The sequence below is a fragment of the Curtobacterium sp. PhB172 genome, assembly GCF_003752545.1.
Lineage (GTDB): Bacteria > Actinomycetota > Actinomycetes > Actinomycetales > Microbacteriaceae > Curtobacterium.
On the sequence record NZ_RKIF01000009.1, the window covers coordinates 228,358 to 250,455 of the forward strand.

The 22,098-nt window shown below is 70.9% G+C and carries 20 protein-coding genes and 2 tRNA genes; 15 read left to right on the forward strand and 7 right to left on the reverse strand.

The annotated features are described in order from the left end of the window. From EDF42_RS13380 to EDF42_RS13410, 7 genes are all read left to right on the forward strand, one after another. Positions 1–1,077, forward strand: coding sequence for an ABC transporter permease (locus EDF42_RS13380; protein WP_123340547.1), 1,077 nt, complete (start codon positions 1–3; stop codon positions 1,075–1,077). A 2-nt stretch (positions 1,078–1,079) separates the two neighbouring features. After that, complete coding sequence (locus EDF42_RS13385; protein WP_123340417.1) at positions 1,080–2,084, forward strand: ABC transporter permease; 1,005 nt, start codon at positions 1,080–1,082, stop codon at positions 2,082–2,084. Beyond that, entirely contained in the window at positions 2,081–3,757 is a 1,677-nt protein-coding gene (locus EDF42_RS13390; protein ID WP_123340418.1) for an ABC transporter ATP-binding protein, read from the forward strand. Before EDF42_RS13385 ends, EDF42_RS13390 begins: the two co-directional genes overlap by 4 nt. 175 nt (positions 3,758–3,932) lie before the next feature. Then, the gene (locus tag EDF42_RS13395) at positions 3,933–4,862 is read left to right on the forward strand and encodes an ATP-binding cassette domain-containing protein (protein WP_123292572.1); all 930 of its coding nucleotides are present in this window, start codon (positions 3,933–3,935) and stop codon (positions 4,860–4,862) included. Continuing rightward, on the forward strand, positions 4,859–5,860 hold the full coding sequence (locus EDF42_RS13400) for a D-isomer specific 2-hydroxyacid dehydrogenase family protein (RefSeq protein ID WP_185040949.1): 1,002 nt from the start codon (positions 4,859–4,861) through the stop codon (positions 5,858–5,860). The genes EDF42_RS13395 and EDF42_RS13400 overlap by 4 nt, the downstream gene beginning before the upstream one ends. 126 nt (positions 5,861–5,986) lie before the next feature. Continuing rightward, positions 5,987–6,059 (forward strand) — tRNA-Asn (locus tag EDF42_RS13405). A gap of 90 nt (positions 6,060–6,149) precedes the next feature. Further along, positions 6,150–6,638 carry a hypothetical protein gene (locus EDF42_RS13410; protein WP_148067788.1) on the forward strand — a complete coding sequence of 163 codons (489 nt, stop codon included), beginning with the start codon at positions 6,150–6,152 and terminating at the stop codon, positions 6,636–6,638. A 59-nt stretch (positions 6,639–6,697) separates the two neighbouring features. Here the strand turns inward: EDF42_RS13410 and def are convergent, their stop codons facing one another. Further along, positions 6,698–7,273 (reverse strand): peptide deformylase, encoded by a 576-nt coding sequence (gene def, locus EDF42_RS13415; RefSeq protein WP_123340420.1) that lies wholly within the window; start codon positions 7,271–7,273, stop codon positions 6,698–6,700. A gap of 39 nt (positions 7,274–7,312) precedes the next feature. On the opposite strand from def, the gene EDF42_RS13420 reads away from it, so the two are divergent. The 6 genes from EDF42_RS13420 to EDF42_RS13445 all read left to right on the forward strand — a co-directional run bounded on the left by EDF42_RS13420 (position 7,313) and on the right by EDF42_RS13445 (position 12,328). After that, positions 7,313–8,224, forward strand: coding sequence for a DMT family transporter (locus EDF42_RS13420; RefSeq protein WP_181437562.1), 912 nt, complete (start codon positions 7,313–7,315; stop codon positions 8,222–8,224). A gap of 177 nt (positions 8,225–8,401) precedes the next feature. After that, positions 8,402–9,613, forward strand: a complete 1,212-nt coding sequence (locus EDF42_RS13425; RefSeq protein WP_123672650.1) for a glycosyltransferase — start codon at positions 8,402–8,404, stop codon at positions 9,611–9,613. 10 nt (positions 9,614–9,623) lie between these two features. After that, positions 9,624–9,698 (forward strand) — tRNA-Ile (locus EDF42_RS13430). Positions 9,699–9,705: 7 nt separating this feature from the next. Next, positions 9,706–10,830 carry an AI-2E family transporter gene (locus tag EDF42_RS13435; RefSeq protein ID WP_185040951.1) on the forward strand — a complete coding sequence of 375 codons (1,125 nt, stop codon included), beginning with the start codon at positions 9,706–9,708 and terminating at the stop codon, positions 10,828–10,830. Then, positions 10,827–11,657: a DUF1684 domain-containing protein gene (locus tag EDF42_RS13440; protein WP_123672652.1), complete on the forward strand. Its 831-nt coding sequence runs from the start codon at positions 10,827–10,829 to the stop codon at positions 11,655–11,657. The genes EDF42_RS13435 and EDF42_RS13440 overlap by 4 nt, the downstream gene beginning before the upstream one ends. Before the next feature lie 170 nt (positions 11,658–11,827). Next, a complete protein-coding gene (locus tag EDF42_RS13445; protein WP_260235503.1) occupies positions 11,828–12,328 on the forward strand; it encodes a DUF3145 domain-containing protein in 501 nt (166 codons plus the stop codon). A gap of 232 nt (positions 12,329–12,560) precedes the next feature. Here the strand turns inward: EDF42_RS13445 and EDF42_RS13450 are convergent, their stop codons facing one another. The 6 genes from EDF42_RS13450 to aceE form a co-directional block, all read right to left on the reverse strand. Next, the gene (locus EDF42_RS13450; RefSeq protein WP_123672656.1) at positions 12,561–13,805 is read right to left on the reverse strand and encodes a beta-ketoacyl synthase; all 1,245 of its coding nucleotides are present in this window, start codon (positions 13,803–13,805) and stop codon (positions 12,561–12,563) included. An 83-nt stretch (positions 13,806–13,888) separates the two neighbouring features. Then, a complete protein-coding gene (locus tag EDF42_RS13455) occupies positions 13,889–14,137 on the reverse strand; it encodes an acyl carrier protein (RefSeq protein WP_017886710.1) in 249 nt (82 codons plus the stop codon). Between the two features lie 142 nt (positions 14,138–14,279). Then, positions 14,280–15,284, reverse strand: coding sequence for a beta-ketoacyl-ACP synthase III (locus EDF42_RS13460; RefSeq protein WP_111085698.1), 1,005 nt, complete (start codon positions 15,282–15,284; stop codon positions 14,280–14,282). Continuing rightward, positions 15,281–16,222: an ACP S-malonyltransferase gene (locus EDF42_RS13465; RefSeq protein ID WP_123672658.1), complete on the reverse strand. Its 942-nt coding sequence runs from the start codon at positions 16,220–16,222 to the stop codon at positions 15,281–15,283. Before EDF42_RS13465 ends, EDF42_RS13460 begins: the two co-directional genes overlap by 4 nt. 78 nt (positions 16,223–16,300) lie before the next feature. Beyond that, the gene (locus tag EDF42_RS13470; protein ID WP_111085717.1) at positions 16,301–17,515 is read right to left on the reverse strand and encodes a CdaR family transcriptional regulator; all 1,215 of its coding nucleotides are present in this window, start codon (positions 17,513–17,515) and stop codon (positions 16,301–16,303) included. Between the two features lie 37 nt (positions 17,516–17,552). Continuing rightward, positions 17,553–20,297, reverse strand: coding sequence for a pyruvate dehydrogenase (acetyl-transferring), homodimeric type (aceE, locus tag EDF42_RS13475; RefSeq protein WP_123292581.1), 2,745 nt, complete (start codon positions 20,295–20,297; stop codon positions 17,553–17,555). 241 nt (positions 20,298–20,538) lie between these two features. On the opposite strand from aceE, the gene EDF42_RS13480 reads away from it, so the two are divergent. Beyond that, the gene (locus EDF42_RS13480; protein WP_111085695.1) at positions 20,539–21,027 is read left to right on the forward strand and encodes a peroxiredoxin; all 489 of its coding nucleotides are present in this window, start codon (positions 20,539–20,541) and stop codon (positions 21,025–21,027) included. Positions 21,028–21,080: 53 nt separating this feature from the next. Next, a complete protein-coding gene (locus EDF42_RS13485) occupies positions 21,081–22,007 on the forward strand; it encodes an alpha/beta fold hydrolase (protein WP_185040953.1) in 927 nt (308 codons plus the stop codon). The last annotated feature ends 91 nt before the right edge of the window (positions 22,008–22,098 follow it).

Genomic DNA, 22,098 nt, shown 5'->3' on the forward strand with positions numbered 1-22,098 from the left:
GTGAACGGCACCGATCCGACCAAGCCACAGGCACAACGTCGTGCCAAGAGCAGTGGCGGCGGACTCGGCCGGTACGTCCTCGTCAGGTTCCTCCTCATCATCCCGACCGTCTTCATCCTGGTGACGCTCGTGTTCTTCCTGATGCGCGTCATCGGGAACCCGATCACCGCGTCGGTCGGCGGCCGACTCACCCCGACGCAGCTGCAGGAACGCCTGCACGCCGCCGGGTACGACCGTCCCGTGCTCGTGCAGTACTTCGAGTACCTCGGCGGCATCCTGCGCGGTGACTTCGGCAACGCGTCGACCGACAACCGCCCGATCACCGAGATCATCCTGCAGTACGGCGGCGCGACCGCCGAGCTCGTGTTCTACGCCCTCATCGTCGCGCTCGTGCTCGGCATCCCGCTCGGCATGCTGGCCGCGTACACGCGCGACAAGTGGCCAGACGTGCTGCTCCGTGCGCTCGCGATCCTGACGTACGCGACCCCGGTGTTCTTCGGCGGCCTGCTGCTCAAGCTCGTCTTCTCGGTGTGGCTCGGCTGGCTGCCCCTCGGCGACCGTGCATCGACCAGGGTGGAACTCATCCTGGACGGCATCCCCGGCGCGAGCGGCATCTACATCGTCGACGCGCTCCGGACCGGCAACGCGGCGGTCATCGGCGACGTGCTGCAGCACGCGGTCCTGCCCGCGTTGACCCTCGGACTGCTGACCGCCGGCATCTTCCTGCGCCTGGTGCGCGCGAACATGATCGGGTCGCTCGGTTCCGAGTACGTCGACGCGGCCCGCTCCCGCGGTGTCCGCGAGTCGCGGCTCGTCCGGACGCACGCGTTCCGCCCCGCCCTCGTGCCGATCATCACCGTGATGGGCCTGCAGATCGCGATGCTGCTGGGCGGTTCGGTCCTGACCGAGACCACCTTCGGCTGGCGCGGCCTGGGCTTCGAGCTCAACCAGTACCTGTCGGCCCGTGACTTCGTCGCGGTCCAGGGCATCGTCGCGATGCTGGCGGTGATCGTCGCGGTGACCAACTTCATCGTCGACGTCGTCGCTGCCCTGATCGATCCGAGAGTGAGGTTCTGACGATGGCCGACACCACCCTCGTCGACCGCCACGAGCCGCTCTGGAAGCGGCTGCCCGTGGTGGTCCAGCTCCGCAAGAGCACCGGCTGGCAGCGCGCCATGCTCATCGTCGGCGTGGTCATCTGCGCCCTGTACCTGCTCGTCGCGGTCTTCGCGCCGCTGCTGGCCCCGTACGGCTTCGGCCAGCTGCAGGGCGCGGACGGCGAGAGCTTCCCACGCACCGGCGCACCGAGCGCCGAGCACATCTGGGGCACCACCGTCGGCGGGTTCGACGTCTTCAGCCGGGTGATCTACGGCGCCCGGACGGCGGTCCTCGTCGTGATCGTCGCCGTCGTCGTGTCGATCATCGTCGGCGTGCTGCTCGGCCTGGTCTCCGGTTACCTGGGCGGCTGGCTCGACCGGGTCCTCGTCGTGGTCGCCGACGCGATCTACGCGTTCCCCTCGCTGCTGCTCGCGATCGTCGTGTCGATCGTGATCTCCGGCGGCAACTCGAGCTACTCGGGCGGCATCATCGCGGCGGCGATCTCGATCACCGTCGTCTACGTGCCGCAGTACTTCCGGGTGGTCCGTGCCGAGGCCGTGCGCCTGAAGAACGACGCGTTCGTCGAGTCGGCGCGCGTGATGGGCACGAACCCGTGGCGCATCATGATCCGCCACGTGCTGCGGAACTCGACCAGGTCCCTGCCGCTCATCCTGACGCTCAACGCCAGCGACGCGATCCTGACCCTGGCCGGCCTCGGCTTCCTCGGGTTCGGCATCGGGCCGACGTCCGGTGCCGAGTGGGGCTACGACCTCAGCCGTGCGCTGTCCGACGTCGCGAGCGGTGTCTGGTGGACCGGTGTCTACCCGGGTGTCGCGATCGTGGTGCTCGTGCTCGGTGTGACGTTCATCGGCGAGAGCCTCAACGACATCTCCGACCCCCGTCTGCGTGCGCGCCGACGGCTGAAGCAGCTGGTGTCCACGCGCGACGCGCGCAACACGGCCACCGCGGAAGGATCGGGCGCATGACGACCGACACCGAGAACGCACCCGTGGTCGTCGTCGACGACCTCACCGTCACCTTCGCCACCGACGGCGGCGCCGTCGACGCGGTGAAGGGTGTCAGCCTCGACGTCCGCCCCGGCGAGGTCCTCGCCCTGGTCGGCGAGTCCGGCTCCGGCAAGTCCGTCACGGCTCGGGCGATGCTCCGACTCATGCCCGAGACGGCGACGCTCGGCGGCGCGGTGCTGCTCGACGGCACCGACGTCGTCACCGTCGGCGCGCAGAAGCTGCGCAGCCTGCGGGGGACCGCCGGTGCGATGGTGTTCCAGGAGCCGTCGACCGCCCTCAACCCGGTCTTCACGGTCGGGTGGCAGATCGCCGAGGGGCTCCGCGCCCACGGTGGCATGTCCAAGAAGGAGGCGCGGGCGAAGGCCATCGACTACCTCGGCCGCGTCGGCATCCCCGACCCCGAGACCCGCGTCGACCACTACCCGCACCAGTTCTCCGGCGGCCAGAAGCAGCGTGTCGTCATCGCGAGTGCCCTGGCCCTCGAGCCGTCGGTGATCATCGCCGACGAGCCGACCACGGCGCTCGACGTCACGGTGCAGGCCGAGATCCTCGACCTGCTCCGCCGCTGCCGCGACGAGTTCGGCACGGCGATCGTGATCATCACCCACAACATGGGCGTGGTGGCCGACCTGGCCGACCGCGTCGCCGTGATGTACCAGGGCGAGATCGTCGAAGAGGCGTCGGCGACGGACCTGTTCGCGCGTCCGCAGGCCGACTACACGAAGCGGCTGCTCGCCGCGGTGCCCCGGCTCGAGGCGTCGACGGGCACCGCTCGCCGCGCCGCGATCACCGAGGACGTCCCCCCGCTGGTCGAGGCGAAGGGGCTCGAGATCGAGTACCCCGGCCGTCTCGGCTCGCCCGCGTTCCGTGCTGTGAAGGGCGTCGACCTGGCGATCCGTCCCGGCGAGGTCCTCGGCCTGGTGGGGGAGTCCGGCTCCGGCAAGACCACGATCGGTCGCGCCATGGCCGGTCTCACGAAGGTCACCGGCGGCTCGCTGAAGGTCCTCGGCGCCGAGATGCTGGGCTACCGGGAGCGCGACTTCAAGCACCTGCGCAAGGACATCGGGTTCGTGTTCCAGGACCCGGCGACGTCGTTCAACCCGCTGCTCACGATCGCCGAGTGCGTCGCCGAGCCGCTGGTCGTCCACAAGGAGGTCTCGAGCCCGCGTGCGGCCCGCAAGCAGGTCGACGAACTCCTCGAGGCGGTCCAGCTGCCGAAGGCGTACGGGGACCGCTACCCGCACGAGCTCTCCGGCGGGCAGCGCCAGCGCGCCTCGCTCGCCCGGTCGCTCGCGCTCCGGCCGAAGCTGCTCATCGCCGACGAGCCGACGAGCGCGCTCGACGTGTCGGTGCAGGCGCGCGTGCTCGAGCTCTTCCTCGAGCTCCAGCAGGACCTGGGCTTCGCGTCGCTGTTCATCAGCCACGACCTGGCGGTCGTGGGCGCGCTCTCCGACCGGATCGCCGTGCTCTACCGCGGCGACCTGGTCGAGGTGGGCACGACCGCGCAGGTCCTCGGAGCGCCGCAACACCCGTACACGCAGCGCCTGCTGGCGTCGCTCCCGGTGCCGGACCCTGCGGAGCAGGCCGAGCGACGGCGTACGCTGGAGCAACTGGAGAACGTCGGGTCCTGACCCGATACGACCCGCGTCTGGTCCTGACCCGGCGCGACCCGTCCAGGAGGCCCGTCCAGCGTCGTCGACGCACGCCGGGCCTCCTGGACGGTCATCTCCACAGCTGTACGCACGACGGTCCTGCCAGCGCGGTCCGTCGCGAACCGCCGCCAGGGGGCGGCGTGGAAGGGGACCCATGATCGCGGTCAACGGACCGGCGGTCGTCGCGGACGACGTGTCGATCGAGTACCGGGGCGGACGGGGGTCCGAGTCGATCCGAGCGGTCGACGGGGTCAGCCTGACGGTGCGGCAGGGCGAGATCCTCGCGCTGCTCGGTGAATCGGGGTCGGGCAAGTCGACCTTCGCCGCCGCGATCGCGGGGCAGCTCGGGTCGCACGGCGAGGGTGACGGTGCGCTGCGCCGGCACATCGTCGGGGGCGAACTGACCGTCCTCGGCCAGAAGACCCGCGGCCTGCGCGGTTCGTCCCGCAAGCTCGAGCGGCTGAGCGGCCGCATCGGCTACCTGCCGCAGGACGGCGCCGACCGGCTCAGTCCGGACCTCACCGTCGGAGAGGCCATCGCCGAGCCGATCTACCAGCGCGACCGCCGCTTCGACCGCAAGGAGGCGGGCCTCATCGTCGCGCGCCTGGTCGACGCCGTGCACCTGCCGCTCGGCGTGATGCGGTTGAACACCTGGGAGCTCTCCAGCGGACAGCGGCAGCGTGTCGCCCTGGCACGGGCCCTCGTGCTCGAACCCCAGCTCCTGGTCGCCGACGAACCCGCCCGCGGTGTCGACGTGCTCGTGCGCCAGTCGGTGCTCGAGGCCCTGGCGACCCTGCAGCGCAACCGGCAGTTCTCCGCCGTCGTGGTGTCCAGCGACCTGCGCGAAGCCGGCGCCCTGGCCGACCGCGTCGCCGTCATGGCCGATGCCCGGCTGGTCGGTCTCGGCACCTTCGACGAGGTCCTCGACAACCCCGTCGATCCCTACGTCAAGACCCTGGCCGCGACCGCGGCCCGCGGCGTGAAGCGTCGCCCGGCGCCCACCGCCCCGCGCCGCTCGACGGCGCCACGCCGACCGGTCGCCGCCGGCACCGGCCCCCGCACGGACCGACAGGAGAACCCGTGAGCACCGCCACCCGAGGCCACCGCGCCGTCGTCCCCACCTCCGGCACCCCGCTGCCGATCGACGCACCGCAGTCCGGCCCCGTCGCCGTGCTGCCGGAGCCGACCGACCTGCACGTCACCGCGGTGACGGAGGCCGGCGGTACCGTCGCGCCGCTCGACGCGGACACCCGCGGGCTGGTCTGGCTGGACCCCCGCGACCCGTCCGGCCTCGCAGACGCGCTCGACGCCGCACCGGGGATCGGCTGGGTGCAGCTGCCGTTCGCCGGGGTCGACGCCTTCGCGCACCTCATCCAGGAGCACGGGGACCGCGTGCTCTTCACCTCGGCGAAGGGCGCGTACGCGGAGCCCGTCGCCGAGCACGCCCTGGCGCTGACGCTCGGGACGCTGCGGGTCCTGCAGAAGCGCGCCCGTGCACACTCGTGGGCCACCGAGCCCGAGGGGGTGTCGCTCTACGGCCGGAACGTCGTCGTGATCGGCGCCGGCGGGATCGCGCTCGAGTACATCCGCCTGCTCGCCCCGTTCGACGTCGACGTCACCGTGGTGCGCCGCTCGGCCGATCCGGTGGACGGTGCATCGCGCACCGTCACCACCGACCACCTCGACGAGGTCCTGCCCGACGCCGACGTCGTGATGATCGCGGCGGCGATGACCTCGGGCACCGCGAAGCTCTTCGGCGCGCGGCAGTTCGCGCTCATGAAGCCGTCCGCCCGGCTCGTCAACATCGCCCGCGGGGGACTCGTGGACACCGACGCCCTGGTCGAGGCCCTGCGCACCGGTGCGATCGCCGCCGCAGGGCTCGACGTCACCGACCCCGAGCCGTTGCCGGACGGCCATCCGCTCTGGTCCGAGCCCGGCGCGGTCATCACGCCGCACCAGGCGGACACCCCGGAGATGGTCGCGCCGCTGCTCGCCGAGCGGGTGCGACTCAACACCACGGCGTTCCTCGACGGCAGCGGCGAGGGCTTCGTCGGCGTCGTCGACCCGGTCGCCGGGTACTGAGGAGCAGCGCTGCGCCGGGGCCCACAGCGCGGCGCGCCCGGGCGGCGTGTCCGATGCGGTGAGGGGCCCTGCGGTGCTGCTATGCTGTTACCCGTTGTTCGCACGACATTCGCCAGCGGACAGTGATCCTCGATAGCTCAATTGGCAGAGCAGCCGGCTGTTAACCGGCAGGTTGTTGGTTCGAGTCCAACTCGGGGAGCAACAGACCCCCACCCGCCCGGGTGGGGGTCTTCTGCGTTTCGTTGCCGCGCGGTGCTAGCTGCCCGGTGCTTGCTGTTAGCGTTCACAGGTGCACCGATCCCGTCCGCCCCGCGCCGTGTTCCTCGGCGTGCTGCTCGCGGCGGTCATCGCGCCCGTGCTGGTCGGCTGCAGCGGTGCCGGACCGGACACCGACTCGTCAGAGGAACCCACGAGCTCGGAGACCGGGCTCGGGTCGGGTGCCTCGCCGGTCGTGTTCGCCTTCGTGTGCGACGACGGCGACCGCGAGACCTACACGACGTACTCGGCGGTGTGGGAGGACGAGCGGACCTCGTGCACCGCGAAGCGGCTCACGGGCTCGGTGCCGTCGACGCAGCAGCAGGCCGCCGTCGACGCGACCCGGGGCGACGCCACCCTCGTCGAGCTCGCGAGCACCTGCGCCGTGACCGGCACGGACCCGTGGACGTCGGCCGTGGCCGACGACGGCGAAGCACACGTCGCTGCCGGCCTCCTGCAGTACTGCCCGGGGCACCCGGAGACCGACCACCTGCGCGACGCGCTGACGACGTACCGGAGCTGAGCCGGGCCTCCCGGCCGTCAGCTGACCACGGCAGGCGACACGCGGACCGGACCGGCCCGTCAGCCCTCGGGGTGGTCGCGACCCGGCAGCCATGACTGGCCGGGGCCGCCCCAGCTGTTCTTGCGGATGGCCTTGGCGACCTGCTTGCCGTAGGGGTGCACCAGACGGTCGGCGTAGAGCCAGCCGTCCAGGTGGTCGTACTCGTGCTGGAAGATGCGCGCGAGCCAGCCGTCGGCCCGGACCTCGAACGGGTCGCCGTGCTCGTCGAACGCCCGGAGCAGTGCGCTGCCGGAGCGTCGGAGCGGGAAGCGCTCGCCCGGCACGGACAGGCAGCCCTCGGACTCGTCGTCCTCGTCGAGCTCGTCGACCGACTCGGGGACCGACGGGCTGATCCAGAGGACCGGGTTCACGGCCGCGGCGCGGTGCAGCACTTCATCGTCGTCGGTGTACGAGTACACGAACAGGCGCTTGCCGACGCCGACCTGGGGTCCGGCCAGACCGACGCCGGGGGCGAGGTCCATGGTCTCGAACATGTCGGCGACGAGGGAACGGAGGTCGTCATCGAACTCGGTGACCTCGGCTGCACGCTCGTGCAGGACGGGTTCGCCGGTGATGCGGATCGGGAGAACGGCCATTCACCCAGGTTATCCGGCGGTGGACGGTAGCCTCGACGCGTGACGACGGACCTCCAGCTGCCCGACGCGGTGAACCTGACGCCGTTCCAGGCCCTCATGATCCCCGTCGCGCTCATCGGTGCGGTGTTCCTGTCGCTGGGAGCGCAGTTCCAGAGCCGGGGCGTGCAGCGGGTCGAGGCGCGGCTGGGGCGGCAGTCGAAGGGCCTGAGCGTCCGGCACGTCGTGGGCTTGGTCTCGAGCGGCTACTGGGTGCTCGGAACGCTGATGCTCGGCATCGCCGTCGTGCTGCAGCTGATCAGCATCACGTACGCGCCGCTCATCGTCGTGCAGCCGCTCGGGGCGGTCGCGCTCGTGATCACCACGTGGTTCTCCTCCCGGTCGTCGGGCGTGCCGCTGGGCCGTCGGGCGAAGCGTGCGGTGTGGACGTGCATCATCGGTGTCGCGATCTTCGTCGGCATCGCGGCGTTCGTCGGGCACGAGAGCGCGATCACCCGGCAGCAGCTGGTGACCGTCCTGATCATCCTGGCCGTGGTGCTCGTGCTCGTGCTGGTGTCGTTCCGGCTCGTGGCCAAGCACAAGAGCGCGCTCTACTACATCGTCGGCGCGGGCATCCTCTACGGGTTCGTCGCGACGCTCGCCAAGGTCGTGCTGAACCGGTTCGTGAACGGCACGTTCGACTGGTTGACGGTCCTGGCGATCATCGGGGTGGTCGTCGCGGCGTCGCTCGGCGGGTACTTCGTGCAGAACGCGTACTCGGCCGGTTCGGCGGACCTCGTCATCGCGGGTCTGACCGTGATCGACCCGATCGTCGCCGTCGGGATCGGCGTGGTCGTGCTCGACGAGGCGTCCGGGGCGCCGTGGGGTGCGGTGGCCGGGTTCGTGGTCGCGGCCGGCATCGCCATCACCGGGGTGTTCCTGCTCGCCAAGCACCACCCGCAGACCCGCGCCTGACCTCAGGGCCGCGGGGGCCGCGGCGGCCGCGGGGGTCGCGGGGGTCGCGGGGGCCGCGGGGGCCGCGTCACCCCGCGGTACCACGGGGTCCTCCGCGCGGCTGACGCGGCCGCGGAACCCGGTGCGGTACCGTCGGCAGTCCGACCAGCAATCGCCCACGAGAGGACGACGCCAGCCGTGTCAGGAGACGTCACCACCGCCACCGCCGAACCGACGGGTGCGACGGGCGGACACCGACCCTTGCGCATCCTGATCGCCGCGGACACCTTCCCGCCGGACGTCAACGGCGCCGCCACCTTCGCCGAGCAGCTCGCCGTCGGCCTGGCCGAGCGCGGGCACGAGGTCCACGTCGTCGCCCCGGCCTCGAGCCGCCACCACGGCACCTTCGACGAGGAGCACCAGGGCGTGACCGTCGTCGTGCACCGCCTGAAGTCGTACAAGTGGCCGCTGCACGCCTGGCTCCGGTTCGTGTGGCCGTGGAGCGTCAAGAAGTGGACCGGCCCGATCCTCGACGCCGTGAAGCCCGACGTCCTGCACATCCAGTCGCACGTCGTCATCGGTCGCGGGATCGTCCCCGAGGCGAACGCGCGCGGCATCCGGGTCATCGCGACGAACCACTTCATGCCCGAGAACCTGCTCGAGTACACGCCGTTCGGCAAGTGGACGCTGCCCATCGCGCTGAAGATCGCGTGGAGTGACGCCGCGAAGACCTACCGGCTCGCCGACACCATCACGACGCCGACGAACCTGGCCGCCGACTACCTGCGGAAGGCCATCGCCGGACAGCGGGTGCTCGCGATCTCGTGCGGGATCGACGCGTCGCGGTACGTCGCGCGCGAGGGCCGTCCGGTGGGCAACGACATCGTGTTCGTCGGCCGCGTGGCGCCGGAGAAGAACCTCGACGTGCTGGTCCGGGCCGTGGCTTTGCTGCCCGGCTCGCTCGCGGCGACCCTGACGATCGTCGGCGACGGCGAGATGATCCCGAAGCTGACCGCCCTGGCGAAGGAGCTCGGGCTCGAGGACCGTGTCCGGTTCCTCGGGTTCGTCTCGGACGAGGCCAAGCGCACCGCCTTGACGAACGGCACCGTGTTCGCGATGCCCTCCACCGCCGAGCTGCAGAGCATCTCCTCGCTCGAGGCGATGGCGTCCGGGCTGCCGGTCGTCGCCGCCGACTCGATGGCGCTGCCCCACCTGATCGACGGCAACGGGTACCTGTTCGCCCCCGGTGACGAGCACGACCTCGCCGCCAAGCTCGAGGCGGTGCTGACGGCGTCGGACGCGGAGTACACGGCCATGCGGGAGCGCAGTTCGGCCATGATCGAGGCACACGACATCAACCGCACGCTCACGACGTTCGAGGCGCTGTATCGTGGGGAACCGGTGGCCTGACGGCCGTCGAGGGGCGGTAGCCAAGCTGGTCAAGGCAGTCGGCTCATAACCGAACGATTCGCGGGTTCAAGTCCCGCCCGCCCTACGTGCAGATGAAACGCAAGCGCGAGGACGACCACGACGGCGCTGGTCCGACGCCGAACGTCACGTTCCAGGTGACGCGCGGTGGCACCGGCGTGCGCGTCAACGCCTTCCGCATCGGGTTCATGGGTGCCATCGGTGTGCTCGTCGCGCTGCTCGCCGGCACCATCATCGGCGAGCTCAGCACCGTCCTCGTCTACATCGGGGTCGCGCTCTTCCTCGCGCTCGGCATCGACCCGCTCGTCTCGTTCCTCGAGCGGCTCATCCCGCGGTGGGCGGCGATCACCGTCGTCGTCGTGGGCGTCCTGGCGGCGTTCGCCGGGGTCGTCTTCGCGGTCGTCCCGATCCTGGTCGAGCAGGCGACGAACCTGATCCAGAACTTCCCCGAGGTCGTCGACGACATCTCGAAGCAGCAGTGGGTGCAGGACCTGTCGAAGCAGTTCGCCGGGTCGTTCGACATCGACCACGCGCTCGAGTCGGTGCAGTCCTTCGTCGAGAACCCGGGCAACCTGCTCAGCGTCGGCGGCGGCATCCTGGCGGTCGGTAGCGGTATCCTGTCGGGGCTCACCGGCGTGCTCATCGTCCTCATCCTGATGCTCTACTTCCTCGCGTCGATGCGGGGCATGAAGCGTGCGGCGTACCGGTTCGTACCGGCGTCCCGCCGCGAGAACTTCATCGACGTCAGTGAGCAGATCACCCAGGCGGTCGGTCGGTACGTCGTCGGCCAGGTGTCGCAGGCGCTCATCAACGGCATCCTGAGCCTGGTGTTCCTGCTCATCATCGGTGCGCCGCTGCCCGTGCTGCTCGCCTCGTTCGCGTTCCTCGGCTCGCTCATCCCGCTCGTCGGCACCCTCGGCGCTGCGGTCGTCATCTCGTTGCTCTGCCTGTTCGCGTCGCCCGCGACCGCCCTCGCCGCGGCGATCTACTACCTCGTCTACATGCAGGTCGAGGCGTACCTCATCTCGCCGCGCATCATGTCGCGTGCGGTGCAGGTGCCCGGGGCCCTCGTGGTCATCGCCGCGGTGGCCGGCGGCACGATCGGCGGCGTGCTCGGCGCCCTGGTCGCCCTGCCCGTCGCCGCGTCGATCATCATCATCGTGCAGAAGGTCATCTACCCGCGCCAGGAGCTGGCGTGACGGACGCCGCCGGCGGCTTCGCCGACCACGTCGCGGAACGCGATCGCTGGGCACGCGGTCCCCGTGGCCCGCTGGCGCTCGTGAACGCCCAGCACGTCGACCACCAGCAGCCGGTGTGGCCGGTCCCCGGCACCTGGGCACCCGCGGTCGGCGGCCTCACGGTGACGGCCGCCGCCACCGACGGTGTCGTCGTGGACGGCGTCCCCGTCGACGGCACCGTGCTCGTCGCCGGTGACACCGCCGTGGTGCCGTCCGCCGTCGCGTTCCCCGACGGCTTCGCGGGCACGGTGTCCGGCTCGACGCTGCGCGTCTGGGGCCCCGCGGCGGAGCCGATCCACCGCTTCGCGCGCATCGCCCGGTTCGACCGGTCCGACGACTGGGTGGGGTCCGGCACGTACGTCCCGCTGGACGCCGGTGCGGGCGACGACCGGGAGGCCCGTGGCAGCGTCCTCGACGCCGCCGGCGACGCCCTGCCGGTCGCCGGGCACATCGAGACGGCCGTCGGGAGCACGACCATGCGGTTCGTCGCGGTCCGGTCCGCCGCGTTCCGGGGTGCTCCGCGGCTGCAGCTCATCGTGCAGGACGCCACGAGCGCCCTCGCCGAGGACGACCCCGGCAGCACGTACTCGATGGGCCGCTTCCTGTACCTCGACGACCCCGGCACCGCGGGCACGGTCGAGCTCGACTGGAACCTGCTCGTGTTGCCGCCCTGCGCGTTCTCGTACCAGTTCGCCTGCCCGATCCCGCCGGCCGAGAACCGCGTGCCCGTGCCGATCACGGCGGGGGAGCGGCACCCCGTCGACCCCGCGGGCACCGTCCTGCACTGAACCGGATCGCGCTCGGCGGGGTCCTTGCCGTTCCCAGCCGGAACGCTGCATAATGGGCGTGTCCTGTCGGGACATCACAATCGCATACCGAATGGTTCCGTGGCTCGCAGCCGCTCGGATCCTCCGCACCAGGTCGATGGGGAAGTCGCACCTGACGTATCGGAGGAACCGTGAACGGAACGACGACAGGAGTGCTCTACGTGCACTCCTCACCCCGCGCGCTCTGCCCGCACGTCGAATGGGCAGCAGGTCGCGCGATCAACCGCGCCGTGAACTTCTCCTGGCTCGACCAGCCGGCACAGGACGGTGCCCGGCGGACCGAGTTCACCTGGACCGGTGCGGTCGGTGCCGGTGCCGCGATCGCCTCCGCGCTGCGTGGCTGGGAGCACCTGCGCTACGAGGTGACCGAGGAACCGACGACCGAGTCCGACGGCGGCCGTTGGATGCACACGCCCGACCTCGGGGTCTTCTACGCGCAGACCGACGTGACCGGGAACATGGTCATCCCCGAGGACCGCGTCCGCTACGCCATGGAGGTCGCGGGCAGCAACGCGCTCGAACTCCACCGTGAGCTCCGGCTCGCGCTCGGACAGGCCTGGGACGACGAGCTCGAGCCCTTCCGCCACGCGGCCGAGGGCAACCCCGTCGTCTGGCTGCACCGCGTCGGCTGACCGGAGCTCGCAGCACACGCCGGCGTGTCGGGTGCGCCAGACGCTGGCGTCTCCGCCGTTTCGCGAAAGCGACACTGTGCCGCCAACATTCGGCCGCAGACTGTCGCTTTGGCGGTGCGGTCGTGAACGTGTGGCCGCGAACTGTCGCCTTCGCGGCACTGAAGCCGGCAACACACACGACGGAAGCCCGCCCCGACGACGCGGGACGGGCCTCCTGGCAGGGTGCGACGGATCAGACGCTGCGGAACGCGACCACGGCGTTGTGTCCGCCGAAGCCGAACGAGTTGCTCACCGCGAGCAGGTCACCGTCGGGCAGTGTACGCGGCTCGCGCGCGACGTCCATGACGATCTCCGGGTCCTGGTCGTTGAGGTTGATCGTCGGCGGCGCGACACGGTTGTGCAGGGCGAGGACCGTGAACGCAGCCTCGATCGCCCCGGCACCACCGAGCAGGTGACCCGTCGACGCCTTGGTCGCCGACACGACGATGTCGTCGAGGTGGTCACCGAAGACGCGGCGCATGGCGTGGTACTCGGCGACGTCGCCCACCGGGGTCGAGGTGGCGTGCGCGTTGACGTGCACGACGTCCTCGCGGCTGGCACCGGCGTGGTCGAGGGCCTGCAGGACCGCACGGGCGGCAGCGCTGCCCTCGGGGTCCGGTGCCGTGATGTGGAACGCGTCCGAGGTGATGCCGGCGCCGGCGACCTCGGCGTAGATGGTCGCACCGCGGGCCTCGGCGTGCTCCTTCGACTCGAGGATGAGCGCCGCGGCGCCGTCACCGAGGACGAAGCCGTCACGGGTGACGTCGTACGGACGCGACGCGGTCTCGGGGGAGTCGTTGCGGCGTGACAGGGCCTGCATCGCCGCGAACGCCGCCAGGGGCAGCGGGTGCAGTGCGGCCTCGGCGCCACCGGTGATGACGATGTCGGCGTCTCCGTCGGCGACGTGGCGGTACGCCTCGGCCAGGGACTCGGTCGACGAGGCGCAGGCCGACAGGTAGGTGCGGGCGCCGCCACGGGCGCCGAACTCCATCTCGATGGCAGCGGCCGGACCGTTCGCCATGAGCATCGGGACCGTCATCGGCAGGACCCGACGTGGGCCCTTCTCGCGCAGGGTGTCCCAGGCGTCGAGCAGGGTGTTCACGCCGCCGATGCCGGTCGCCCAGTCGACGATGAGGCGCTCGGGGACCACGGACTCGGCGTCGATGCCGGCGTCGGCCCACGCCTCACGCGCCGCGACGAGGGACAGCTGCGACGAGGGGTCCAGGCGCTTCGACTCGGGGCGGGTGAGCTGGTCGGTGAGGAACCGACGTGCCTGGCCGGCGAACTCCACGGGGAGTTCGAGCTCGGCGTAGCGCGGGTCCTCGATGCGGGTGATGCCGGACTTGCCGGCGAGCAGGGCGTCCCACGTTTCCGGGGCAGTCGCGGCGAGGGGTGAGATCGCACCGATCCCGGTGACGACGACGGTCTTCTTGGTCATGGAACGACGGTTCTTTCGTTGGGGAACAAGATGAGCGCCGCGGCCGACGGTGACCGCGGGCCGCGGCGCTCAGGAAGCTCGTGTCAGGCCTGGGCCTTGACGATGTAGTCGACCGCGTTGCCCACGGTCTTGAGGTTCTTGACCTCTTCGTCCGGGATCTTCACGTCGAACTTCTCCTCGGCGTTGACCACGATGGTCATCATCGAGATGGAGTCGATGTCGAGGTCGTCCGTGAAGGACTTGTCGGCGGCGACGGTGTCGGTGGCGATACCGGTCTCGTCGTTGATCAGCTCGGCCAGGCCGGCGAGGACTTCTTCGTTGGACAGGGCCATGAGTTTCTCCTTGAGGGGGGTGTCGTTTGACCGTGGACCAGCCTAGGGCACGCAGCGTGCTCGCGCCCGGAGACTCGTCGGGGTGGTCGCTGGTCGCGCGGGATGCGCGGCCGGGTGGGTTCGGGTTCGCCGGGTGGGCGAGTCAGGGGAGCACGACGACCTGGGCGCCGAACACGAGCCCGGCACCGAAGCCGATCTGCAGGGCGAGCCCGCCGGACAGTTCGGGGTGTTCCTCGAGCAGGCGGTGGGTGGCGAGCGGGATGCTCGCGGCGGAGGTGTTGCCGGTGGTGGTGATGTCACGGGCGATCGTGACCGACTCGGGCAGGCCGAGCTGCTTGGCGAACTCGTCGATGATGCGGATGTTCGCCTGGTGCGGCACGAACGCCGCGAGGTCCTCCGGTCGGACACCGGCGGTCTCGAGGGCTTCGCGGGCGACCTTCACCATCTCCCACACGGCCCAGCGGAAGACCGTCTGGCCCGCCTGGCGCATGGTCGGGCGGGGCGCGCCGGCTTCCCACTCGTTGTAGGTCGCCGTCATGCCGATGGCGTCCCACTTCGAGCCGTCCGAGCCCCAGATGGTCGGGGCGATGCCGGGGAAGTCGCTCGGGCCGACGACGGCTGCGCCGGCACCGTCACCGAGCAGGAACGAGATCGAGCGGTCGGTCGGGTCGACGACGTCACTGAGCTTCTCGGCACCGACGACCAGGACGTGGTCGGCGAGGCCGGACTTGATGAACGAGTCGGCCTGGGCGATGCCGTAGGCGTACCCGGCGCACGCGGCGCTGATGTCGTACGCGGCGGCGGGCGTCGCGCCGATCCGCTCGGCGAGCAGCGACGCCATCGACGGGGTCGCGACGGTGTGCGTCACGGTGCTGACGAGCACGACACCGATCTGGTCGGGGGACAGGCCGGCCTTCTCGATCGCCTCGCGCGCGGCGGTCTCGGCGAGGTCGACGGCCTCGACGTCCTTGCCGGCACGCTTGCGCGTGATGATCCCGGTGCGCTGGCGGATCCACTCGTCGGACGAGTCGATGGGGCCGACCAGGTCGTCGTTCGGCACGACGTTCTCGCCGCGGGCGGCGCCGAAGGCCAGGATGCGGGTGAACTCGTGGCCGCGGCGCTGGGAGAGTGCGGGACGTTCGGTCATGCGGTGGCGTCTGCTTCCTGGTCCGCGCGCTGCAGCAGGTCGATCGCTGCGGGCAGGTCCTCGGGGGTCTTGATGGCGACGGACGGCGTGCCGCGCAGGCCGCGCTTGGCGAGCCCGACCAGGGCGCCGGCCGGCGCGAGCTCGATGATGCCGGTGACCCCGGCGGCCGCGAACGACTCCATCACGGCGTCCCAGTGCACGGGGCTCGCGATCTGCCGGACCATCAGGTCCACGAACCGGCGACCGTCGTCGACCCGTGAGCCGTCGGCGTTGGTCCAGATCGGCAGGGTCGGGTCCTGCACCGTGGCGGCCGCGGCGACGGGGGCCACGCGCTCGACCGCGGGGGCCATGAAATGGGTGTGGAACGCACCGGCGACCGCGAGCGGGATCACGCGGGCCTTGGCGGGCGGGTCGGCGACGAGCGCGGCGATGCCGGCAGCCGTGCCGGCGACGACGGTCTGGCCGCCGCCGTTGTGGTTCGCGGGGACGAGCCCGTGGGACTGCAGTGCTGCGGCGACCGCGTCGGCGTCGCCGCCGAGCACAGCGGCCATCGAGGTCGCTTCGAGGGCAGCAGCGTCCGCCATGGCCCGGCCGCGCTCGGCGACGAGCGACACGGCGTCGGTCGGCTCGAGGACCCCGGCGACCGCGGCGGCGGTGAACTCGCCGACCGAGTGCCCGGCGACCCCGCCGACCAGCGCACGGCGGCCGTCGGCCAGCAGCGCGTCGGCGGTGACGAGACCGGCGGCGACGATGAGGGGCTGCGCGAGCGCGGTGTCCTTGATGGTGTCGGCGTCCGACGTGGTGCCGTGTGCGGCGAGGTCCACCCCGATCGACTCGGACCACTGCCCGACACGTTCACGAACGGCGGCGTCCTCGAGCCAGGGGGCGAGGAAGCCGGGGGTCTGGGAGCCCTGTCCGGGCGCGACGACGACGATCACCGGACAATCCTGTCGCTCATGCACCGCGGGGCCCGTGTGGGCTTCCCACACGAAACCCCGCGTGACATTGTCGGTTCCCTACCGGCGTGGGGTGATGCGGCGACGACCCGTGGCCGATTCGGACATCGCGCCGAGGATCAGGGCCGACTGCACGATCAGGGCGTCCCGAGCGTGCGTGGCGTCCCACCCGATGATGTCCGCGACGCGGCGCAGGCGGTAGCGGACGGTGTTCGGGTGCACGAAGAGCTCGCGCGCCGTCGCCTCGAGCGACCGACCGGTGTCCAGGTAGCACCACAGGGTCTGCAGGAGCTCGGTGGACTGGTCCTTGAGCGGCACGTAGATGCGCTGCACCAGGGCGGACCGGGCGAGCGGGTCGCCGGCCAGGGCGCGTTCGGGCAGCAGGTCGTCGGCCAGCGCCGGACGGGGGACCCCGCGCCAGGCACGCGCGACGGCGAACCCGGCGAGGGCTGCCTTCGCGCTGGTCGAGGCGTCGACGACCCCGGGGACCTCGTTGCCGAGCACCAGGTGGCCTTCGCCGAACAGCGGCTCGAGCGCCTGCGCGATGGCCGTGAACGAGACCGGGTCCTCGCCCTCGGGCACGTCGTCCCGCGGGGTCGAGCGCCCGATCACCACGACGAGCCGCGAGCCCTGCACGCCGACGAGCACGTCGGCGTCCATGTGGCGGGCGGTGCGGCGGACCTGGTCGACCTCGAGCTGCTTCGGTGCCGTGCCGACGAGCACCGCGACCTCGCCGTGCCCGTGCCACCCGAGGGCGGCGATGCGGGACGGCAGCTCGTCGTCGTACTCGCCCGACAGGATCGAGTCGACCACGAGCGCTTCGAGTCGGGCGTCCCACAGCCCGCGGGCCTCGGCCGCCCGGGCGTAGACGTCCGCTGCCGCGAAGGCGATGTCGCGCGAGTACTTCAGGATCGCTTCCTGGAGCATCTCGTCGTCGGCGGCGCGTTCCTCGACCACCGTGACGACCACGCGGATGAGCTGCAGGGTCTGCTGCAGGCTCACCGAGCGCAGCAGCTCACGCGGGGCTGAACCGAAGACGTCGGCCGCGGCGATCCACGGCGTCGACGCGGTGCCCTCGAGCCAGCTGATGAACGAGGTGATGCCCGCCTGAGCGACGAGGCCCACAGCGGAGCGGCGCCCCGGCGGCATCTCGCTGTACCAGGGGAGGGTGTCCTCGAGCCGCTTGATCGTGGCGGTGGAGAGTTCTCCGGACACCTGACGGAGCCAGGAGAGCGCCCGCTCGCGCGCGCTCTCCTGGCTCTGGGCCTTCGACAGGCCCTCGGTGTCCGGCTGGACGGGCGTCACCTGCTGATCAGCTCTCGCCGCCCGCGCTGCCCGTGGTGCCGGCGGTCACGTCGTGCAGGCGGTACTTGTCGATCGCCTGCTGGACGAGTGCGCCGTCGACCTTGCCCTGGCGGGCGAGCTGCTGCAGCGTCCGCACGACGACCGAGGGGCCGTCGATGTGGAAGAAGCGGCGAGCGGCCGGACGGGTGTCCGAGAAGCCGAAGCCGTCGGCGCCGAGCGTGGCGTAGTCGGTCGGCACGAACGGGCGGATCTGCTCCTGCACCTGGTGCATGAAGTCGCTGACGGCGACGACCGGCCCCTCGGTGGCGAGCAGGCGCTCGGTGACGTACGGCGTGCGCGGCGACTCGTTCGGGTTGAGGAACGCGTGCTGCTCCGCGTCGAGACCGTCGCGGTACAGCTCACCCCAGCTCGTGACGCTCCAGACGTCGGCGGAGACGCCCCAGTCCTCGGCGAGGAGCTGCTGCGCCTCGAGGATCCACGGCACGGCCACACCGGACGCGAGCAGCTGGGCCTTCGGGCCGTCGTGCTCGCTCGGCTTGAGCAGGTACATGCCCTTGACGATGCCGTCGACGTCGATGCCCTCGGGCTCAGCCGGCTGGACGATCGGCTCGTTGTAGACCGTCAGGTAGTACATGACGTTCGGGTCGCTGTGCTTGGGCGAGCCGTCCTCGTTCGTGCCGTACATCCGGTCGAGGCCGGCCTGCACGATGTGCCCGATCTCGTACCCGTACGCGGGGTCGTACGACACCACGGCCGGGTTCGTCGTCGCGAGGAGCAGCGAGTGGCCGTCGGCGTGCTGCAGTCCCTCGCCCGTCAGCGTCGTGCGACCGGCGGTGGCGCCGATCATGAAGCCACGGGTCATCTGGTCGCCGGCGGCCCAGATGGCGTCACCCGTGCGCTGGAACCCGAACATCGAGTAGAAGACGTAGACCGGGATGAGCGGCTCGCCCTGCGTCGAGTACGAGGTGCCCACCGCGGTGAACGCCGCCATGGCCCCGGCCTCGTTGATGCCGACGTGGATGATCTGGCCCTGCGGGCTCTCCTTGTACGCCAGGAGCAGCTCGCGGTCGACCGACGTGTAGTGCTGGCCGTTCGGGTTGTAGATCTTCGCCGTCGGGAAGTACGCGTCCATGCCGAACGTGCGGGCTTCGTCCGGGATGATCGGCACCACGCGGTTGCCGAAGTCGGGGGAGCGGAGCAGGTCCTTCAGCAGCCGGGCGAACGCCATGGTGGTGGCGATCTCCTGCTTGCCGGAGCCCTTCTTGACGACCTGGTACTTCGCGTCCTCGGGGAGGGTGATCGAGGTGTACTTGGTCCGACGCTCCGGCACGTAGCCACCGAGCGCCTGACGACGCTCGTGCATGTACTGGATCGCCTCGTCGTCGTTGCCCGGGTGGTAGTACGGCGGCGTGTAGGGGTTCTCTTCCAGCTGCGCGTCGGAGATCGGGATGCGCATCTCGTCGCGGAACTGCTTGAGGTTGTCGAGCGTGAGCTTCTTCATCTGGTGGGTCGCGTTGCGGCCCTCGAAGCTCGGGCCGAGGCCGTAGCCCTTGACCGTCTTCGCCAGGATGACCGTCGGCTGGCCCTTGTGCTCGGTCGCAGCCTTGAACGCGGCGTAGACCTTGCGGTAGTCGTGGCCACCGCGCTTGAGGTTCCAGACCTGGTCGTCGCTGTAGCCCTCGATGAGCTCGAGCGCCTTCGGGTCGCGCCCGAAGAAGTTCTCGCGGACGTACGCGCCGTTCTCGGCCTTGTACGTCTGGTAGTCGCCGTCCGGCGTCTGGTTCATCAGGTTGAGCAGCGCGCCCTCGGTGTCGCGGGCGAGCAGGTCGTCCCACTCACGCCCCCAGACGACCTTGATGACGTTCCAGCCCGCACCGCGGAAGAACGCCTCGAGCTCCTGGATGATCTTGCCGTTGCCGCGCACCGGACCGTCGAGTCGCTGCAGGTTGCAGTTGATCACGAAGTTCAGGTTGTCGAGGCCGTCGTTCGCCGCGACCTGGAGCTGTCCGCGCGACTCGACCTCGTCCATCTCGCCGTCGCCGAGGAACGCCCAGACCTGCTGGTCGGAGGCGTCCTTGATGCCGCGGTTGGTGAGGTACTTGGCCTGCTGCGCCTGGTAGATCGCGTTGATCGGGCCGATGCCCATCGACACGGTCGGGAACTGCCAGAAGTGCGGCATGAGCCGCGGGTGCGGGTACGACGACAGGCCGCCACCGGCGTGGGACTTCTCCTGCCGGAACCCGTCGAGCTGGTCCTCGCCGAGACGTCCTTCCATGTAGGCGCGCGCGTACATGCCGGGGGAGGCGTGGCCCTGGAAGAACACCTGGTCGCCGCCGGACGCGTGGTCCTGCGCTCGGAAGAAGTGGTTGTAGCCGACCTCGTACAGCGCGGCGCTCGACGCGTACGTCGAGATGTGGCCGCCGACGCTGATGCCCGGACGCTGCGCGCGGTGCACCGTGATGGCCGCGTTCCAGCGGATCCACCGGCGGTACCGGCGCTCCAGTTCCTCGTCGCCGGGGAACTCGGGTTCGTTCTCCGGCGCGATGGTGTTCACGTAGTCCGTCGTCGGGACCATCGGCACACCGAGGTGCAGTTCCTTGGACCGCTTGAGCAGGCTCAGCATGATCTCGCGACCGCGCTGGTGTCCGTGGGTCTGGACCAATCCGTCGAGGGACTCACGCCATTCGGCGGTCTCCTGCGGGTCCTGGTCGTTCGCCCCGGTGCTGTACGGGTCCTGGTCGTTCACCGTCACCCTTGACCTCGTTCGTTCTCGTGGTGGTGGACATGGTGGCTCCGGTGGTCGGGTCACGACCGGATGGGGCCCCGTCCACTCTAGGCCCCAGCACCGACGGTGATGCTGATGGTGCGGTGCACGTGGCGGGTGCTTGCATTCGGGTGCGGTCGGCGTAGCATGGCCGATCGTGCACACGCGACCCGCGTGCGCACGGACCCGACGGGTACACCCCACACCCGAGGAAGAAGCACACGTCCCGATGGCTCTCGAGATCGGCTCTCTCGCGCCGGACTTCGAGCTCCCGAACCAGTTCGGTGAGCACGTCCGACTCAGCGACTTCCGCGGCAACCGCCCGGTCGCACTCGTCTTCTTCCCGCTCGCGTTCTCGTCGAACTGCACGAACGAGCTCTGCGCCCTGCAGGACAACGTCGCGATGTTCCAGGACCAGCGCGTCGAGCTGATCGGCATCTCCGTCGACTCCAAGGCGACGCTCCGCTCCTTCGCCGAGCTCAACGGCTACGACTTCGAACTCCTCGCCGACTTCTGGCCGCACGGCGCGGTCTCGAAGGAGTACGGCGTCTTCCTCGAGCACAAGGGCTTCGCCACCCGCGCGACCTTCGTCATCGACGTGCAGGGCCGGATCAAGGCCTCGATCATCACCGAGCCCGGCCTGCAGCGCGACGTCGCCGAGTACAAGGCCGCGCTCGACCGCCTCGCCGCCTGCACCGCACCCGTCCCGGTCGGCTAGCGTTCCGAATCCCTCCTGCGACGCATCCGCGTCGACAGCGGACAGGAGGCCCGGTGCACGCCATCGACACGGACGCACGTGACCGTGTGGTCACCACCGAGGCCTACGCCCCCTCCCCGGTGTCGCCCACGCCCGCCACGTGGCACCTCCGGCGTACCGAGGTCCTGACGCCCGCCGGAGCCGTCGTGGTGCACCACCGTGCCGGTCCCGATCCGCTCCTGCTGTTGCACGGCGTCGCGGGCTCCTGGTCGACCTGGACCCCGCTGCTGACCGCGGCGCACGGCGTCGGCGCCCGTGGCCTCGTGCTCGTCGACCTGCCGGGATGGGGATCGTCGCCGGCGCCGAGCGGTGCGTTCGACCTCGACGACGTGACCATGTCGCTGGTGGCGGTGCTGGGTGCACTCGGGATCACGACGGTGGACGTCGTCGGGCACTCGATGGGGGCCTTCGTCGGCATGCACCTGGCGGTCGTCGTGCCCCGGCTCGTGCGCTCGGTGGCCCTGGTGTCCGGCACGACCGTCGCAACCGCGGACGCCGCACGGCACCCGCTCCGAGGGCTCCGGACGCTGCCGTCGTTCACCCTGCTGCGTGCGGGCCTGTCGATCACCGGCGAGGCCGCGCGGCCGATGCTCCGGGCGCTGTCCCGCGTCGGGCTGCTGCCGCTGCTCGCCGCACCCGTGTTCACGCACGTGCGACGCCTCGACCGCAGCGTGCTCGACGCCTTCGTCGAGGAACTCCGGCCGACCCGGTTCACCGATGCGGCGCGGACTGCTGCGGGCTACGACCTCGGCCGCTGGCGGGGGATCACCTGCCCGGTCACCGCGATCGCCGGGCGCGACGACGTGTTCGCGCGCGCCTCGGACCTCGAGGCCCTGCGGGAGCTCGTACCGCAGGTCCGCACGGTCCTGCTCGACGACTGCGGGCACTTCGCGCACGTCGAGCACCCGGACGCCGTGGCCCGGGAGCTCGCACTCGCCTGACCGCGTCCGGCGCCGATGCGCTCGATCCGGGCGCGCCCCGCGCGACAAAGCGGTTGTCGTACGACGTCGACCATGTCGTCCCCGCGTGGCC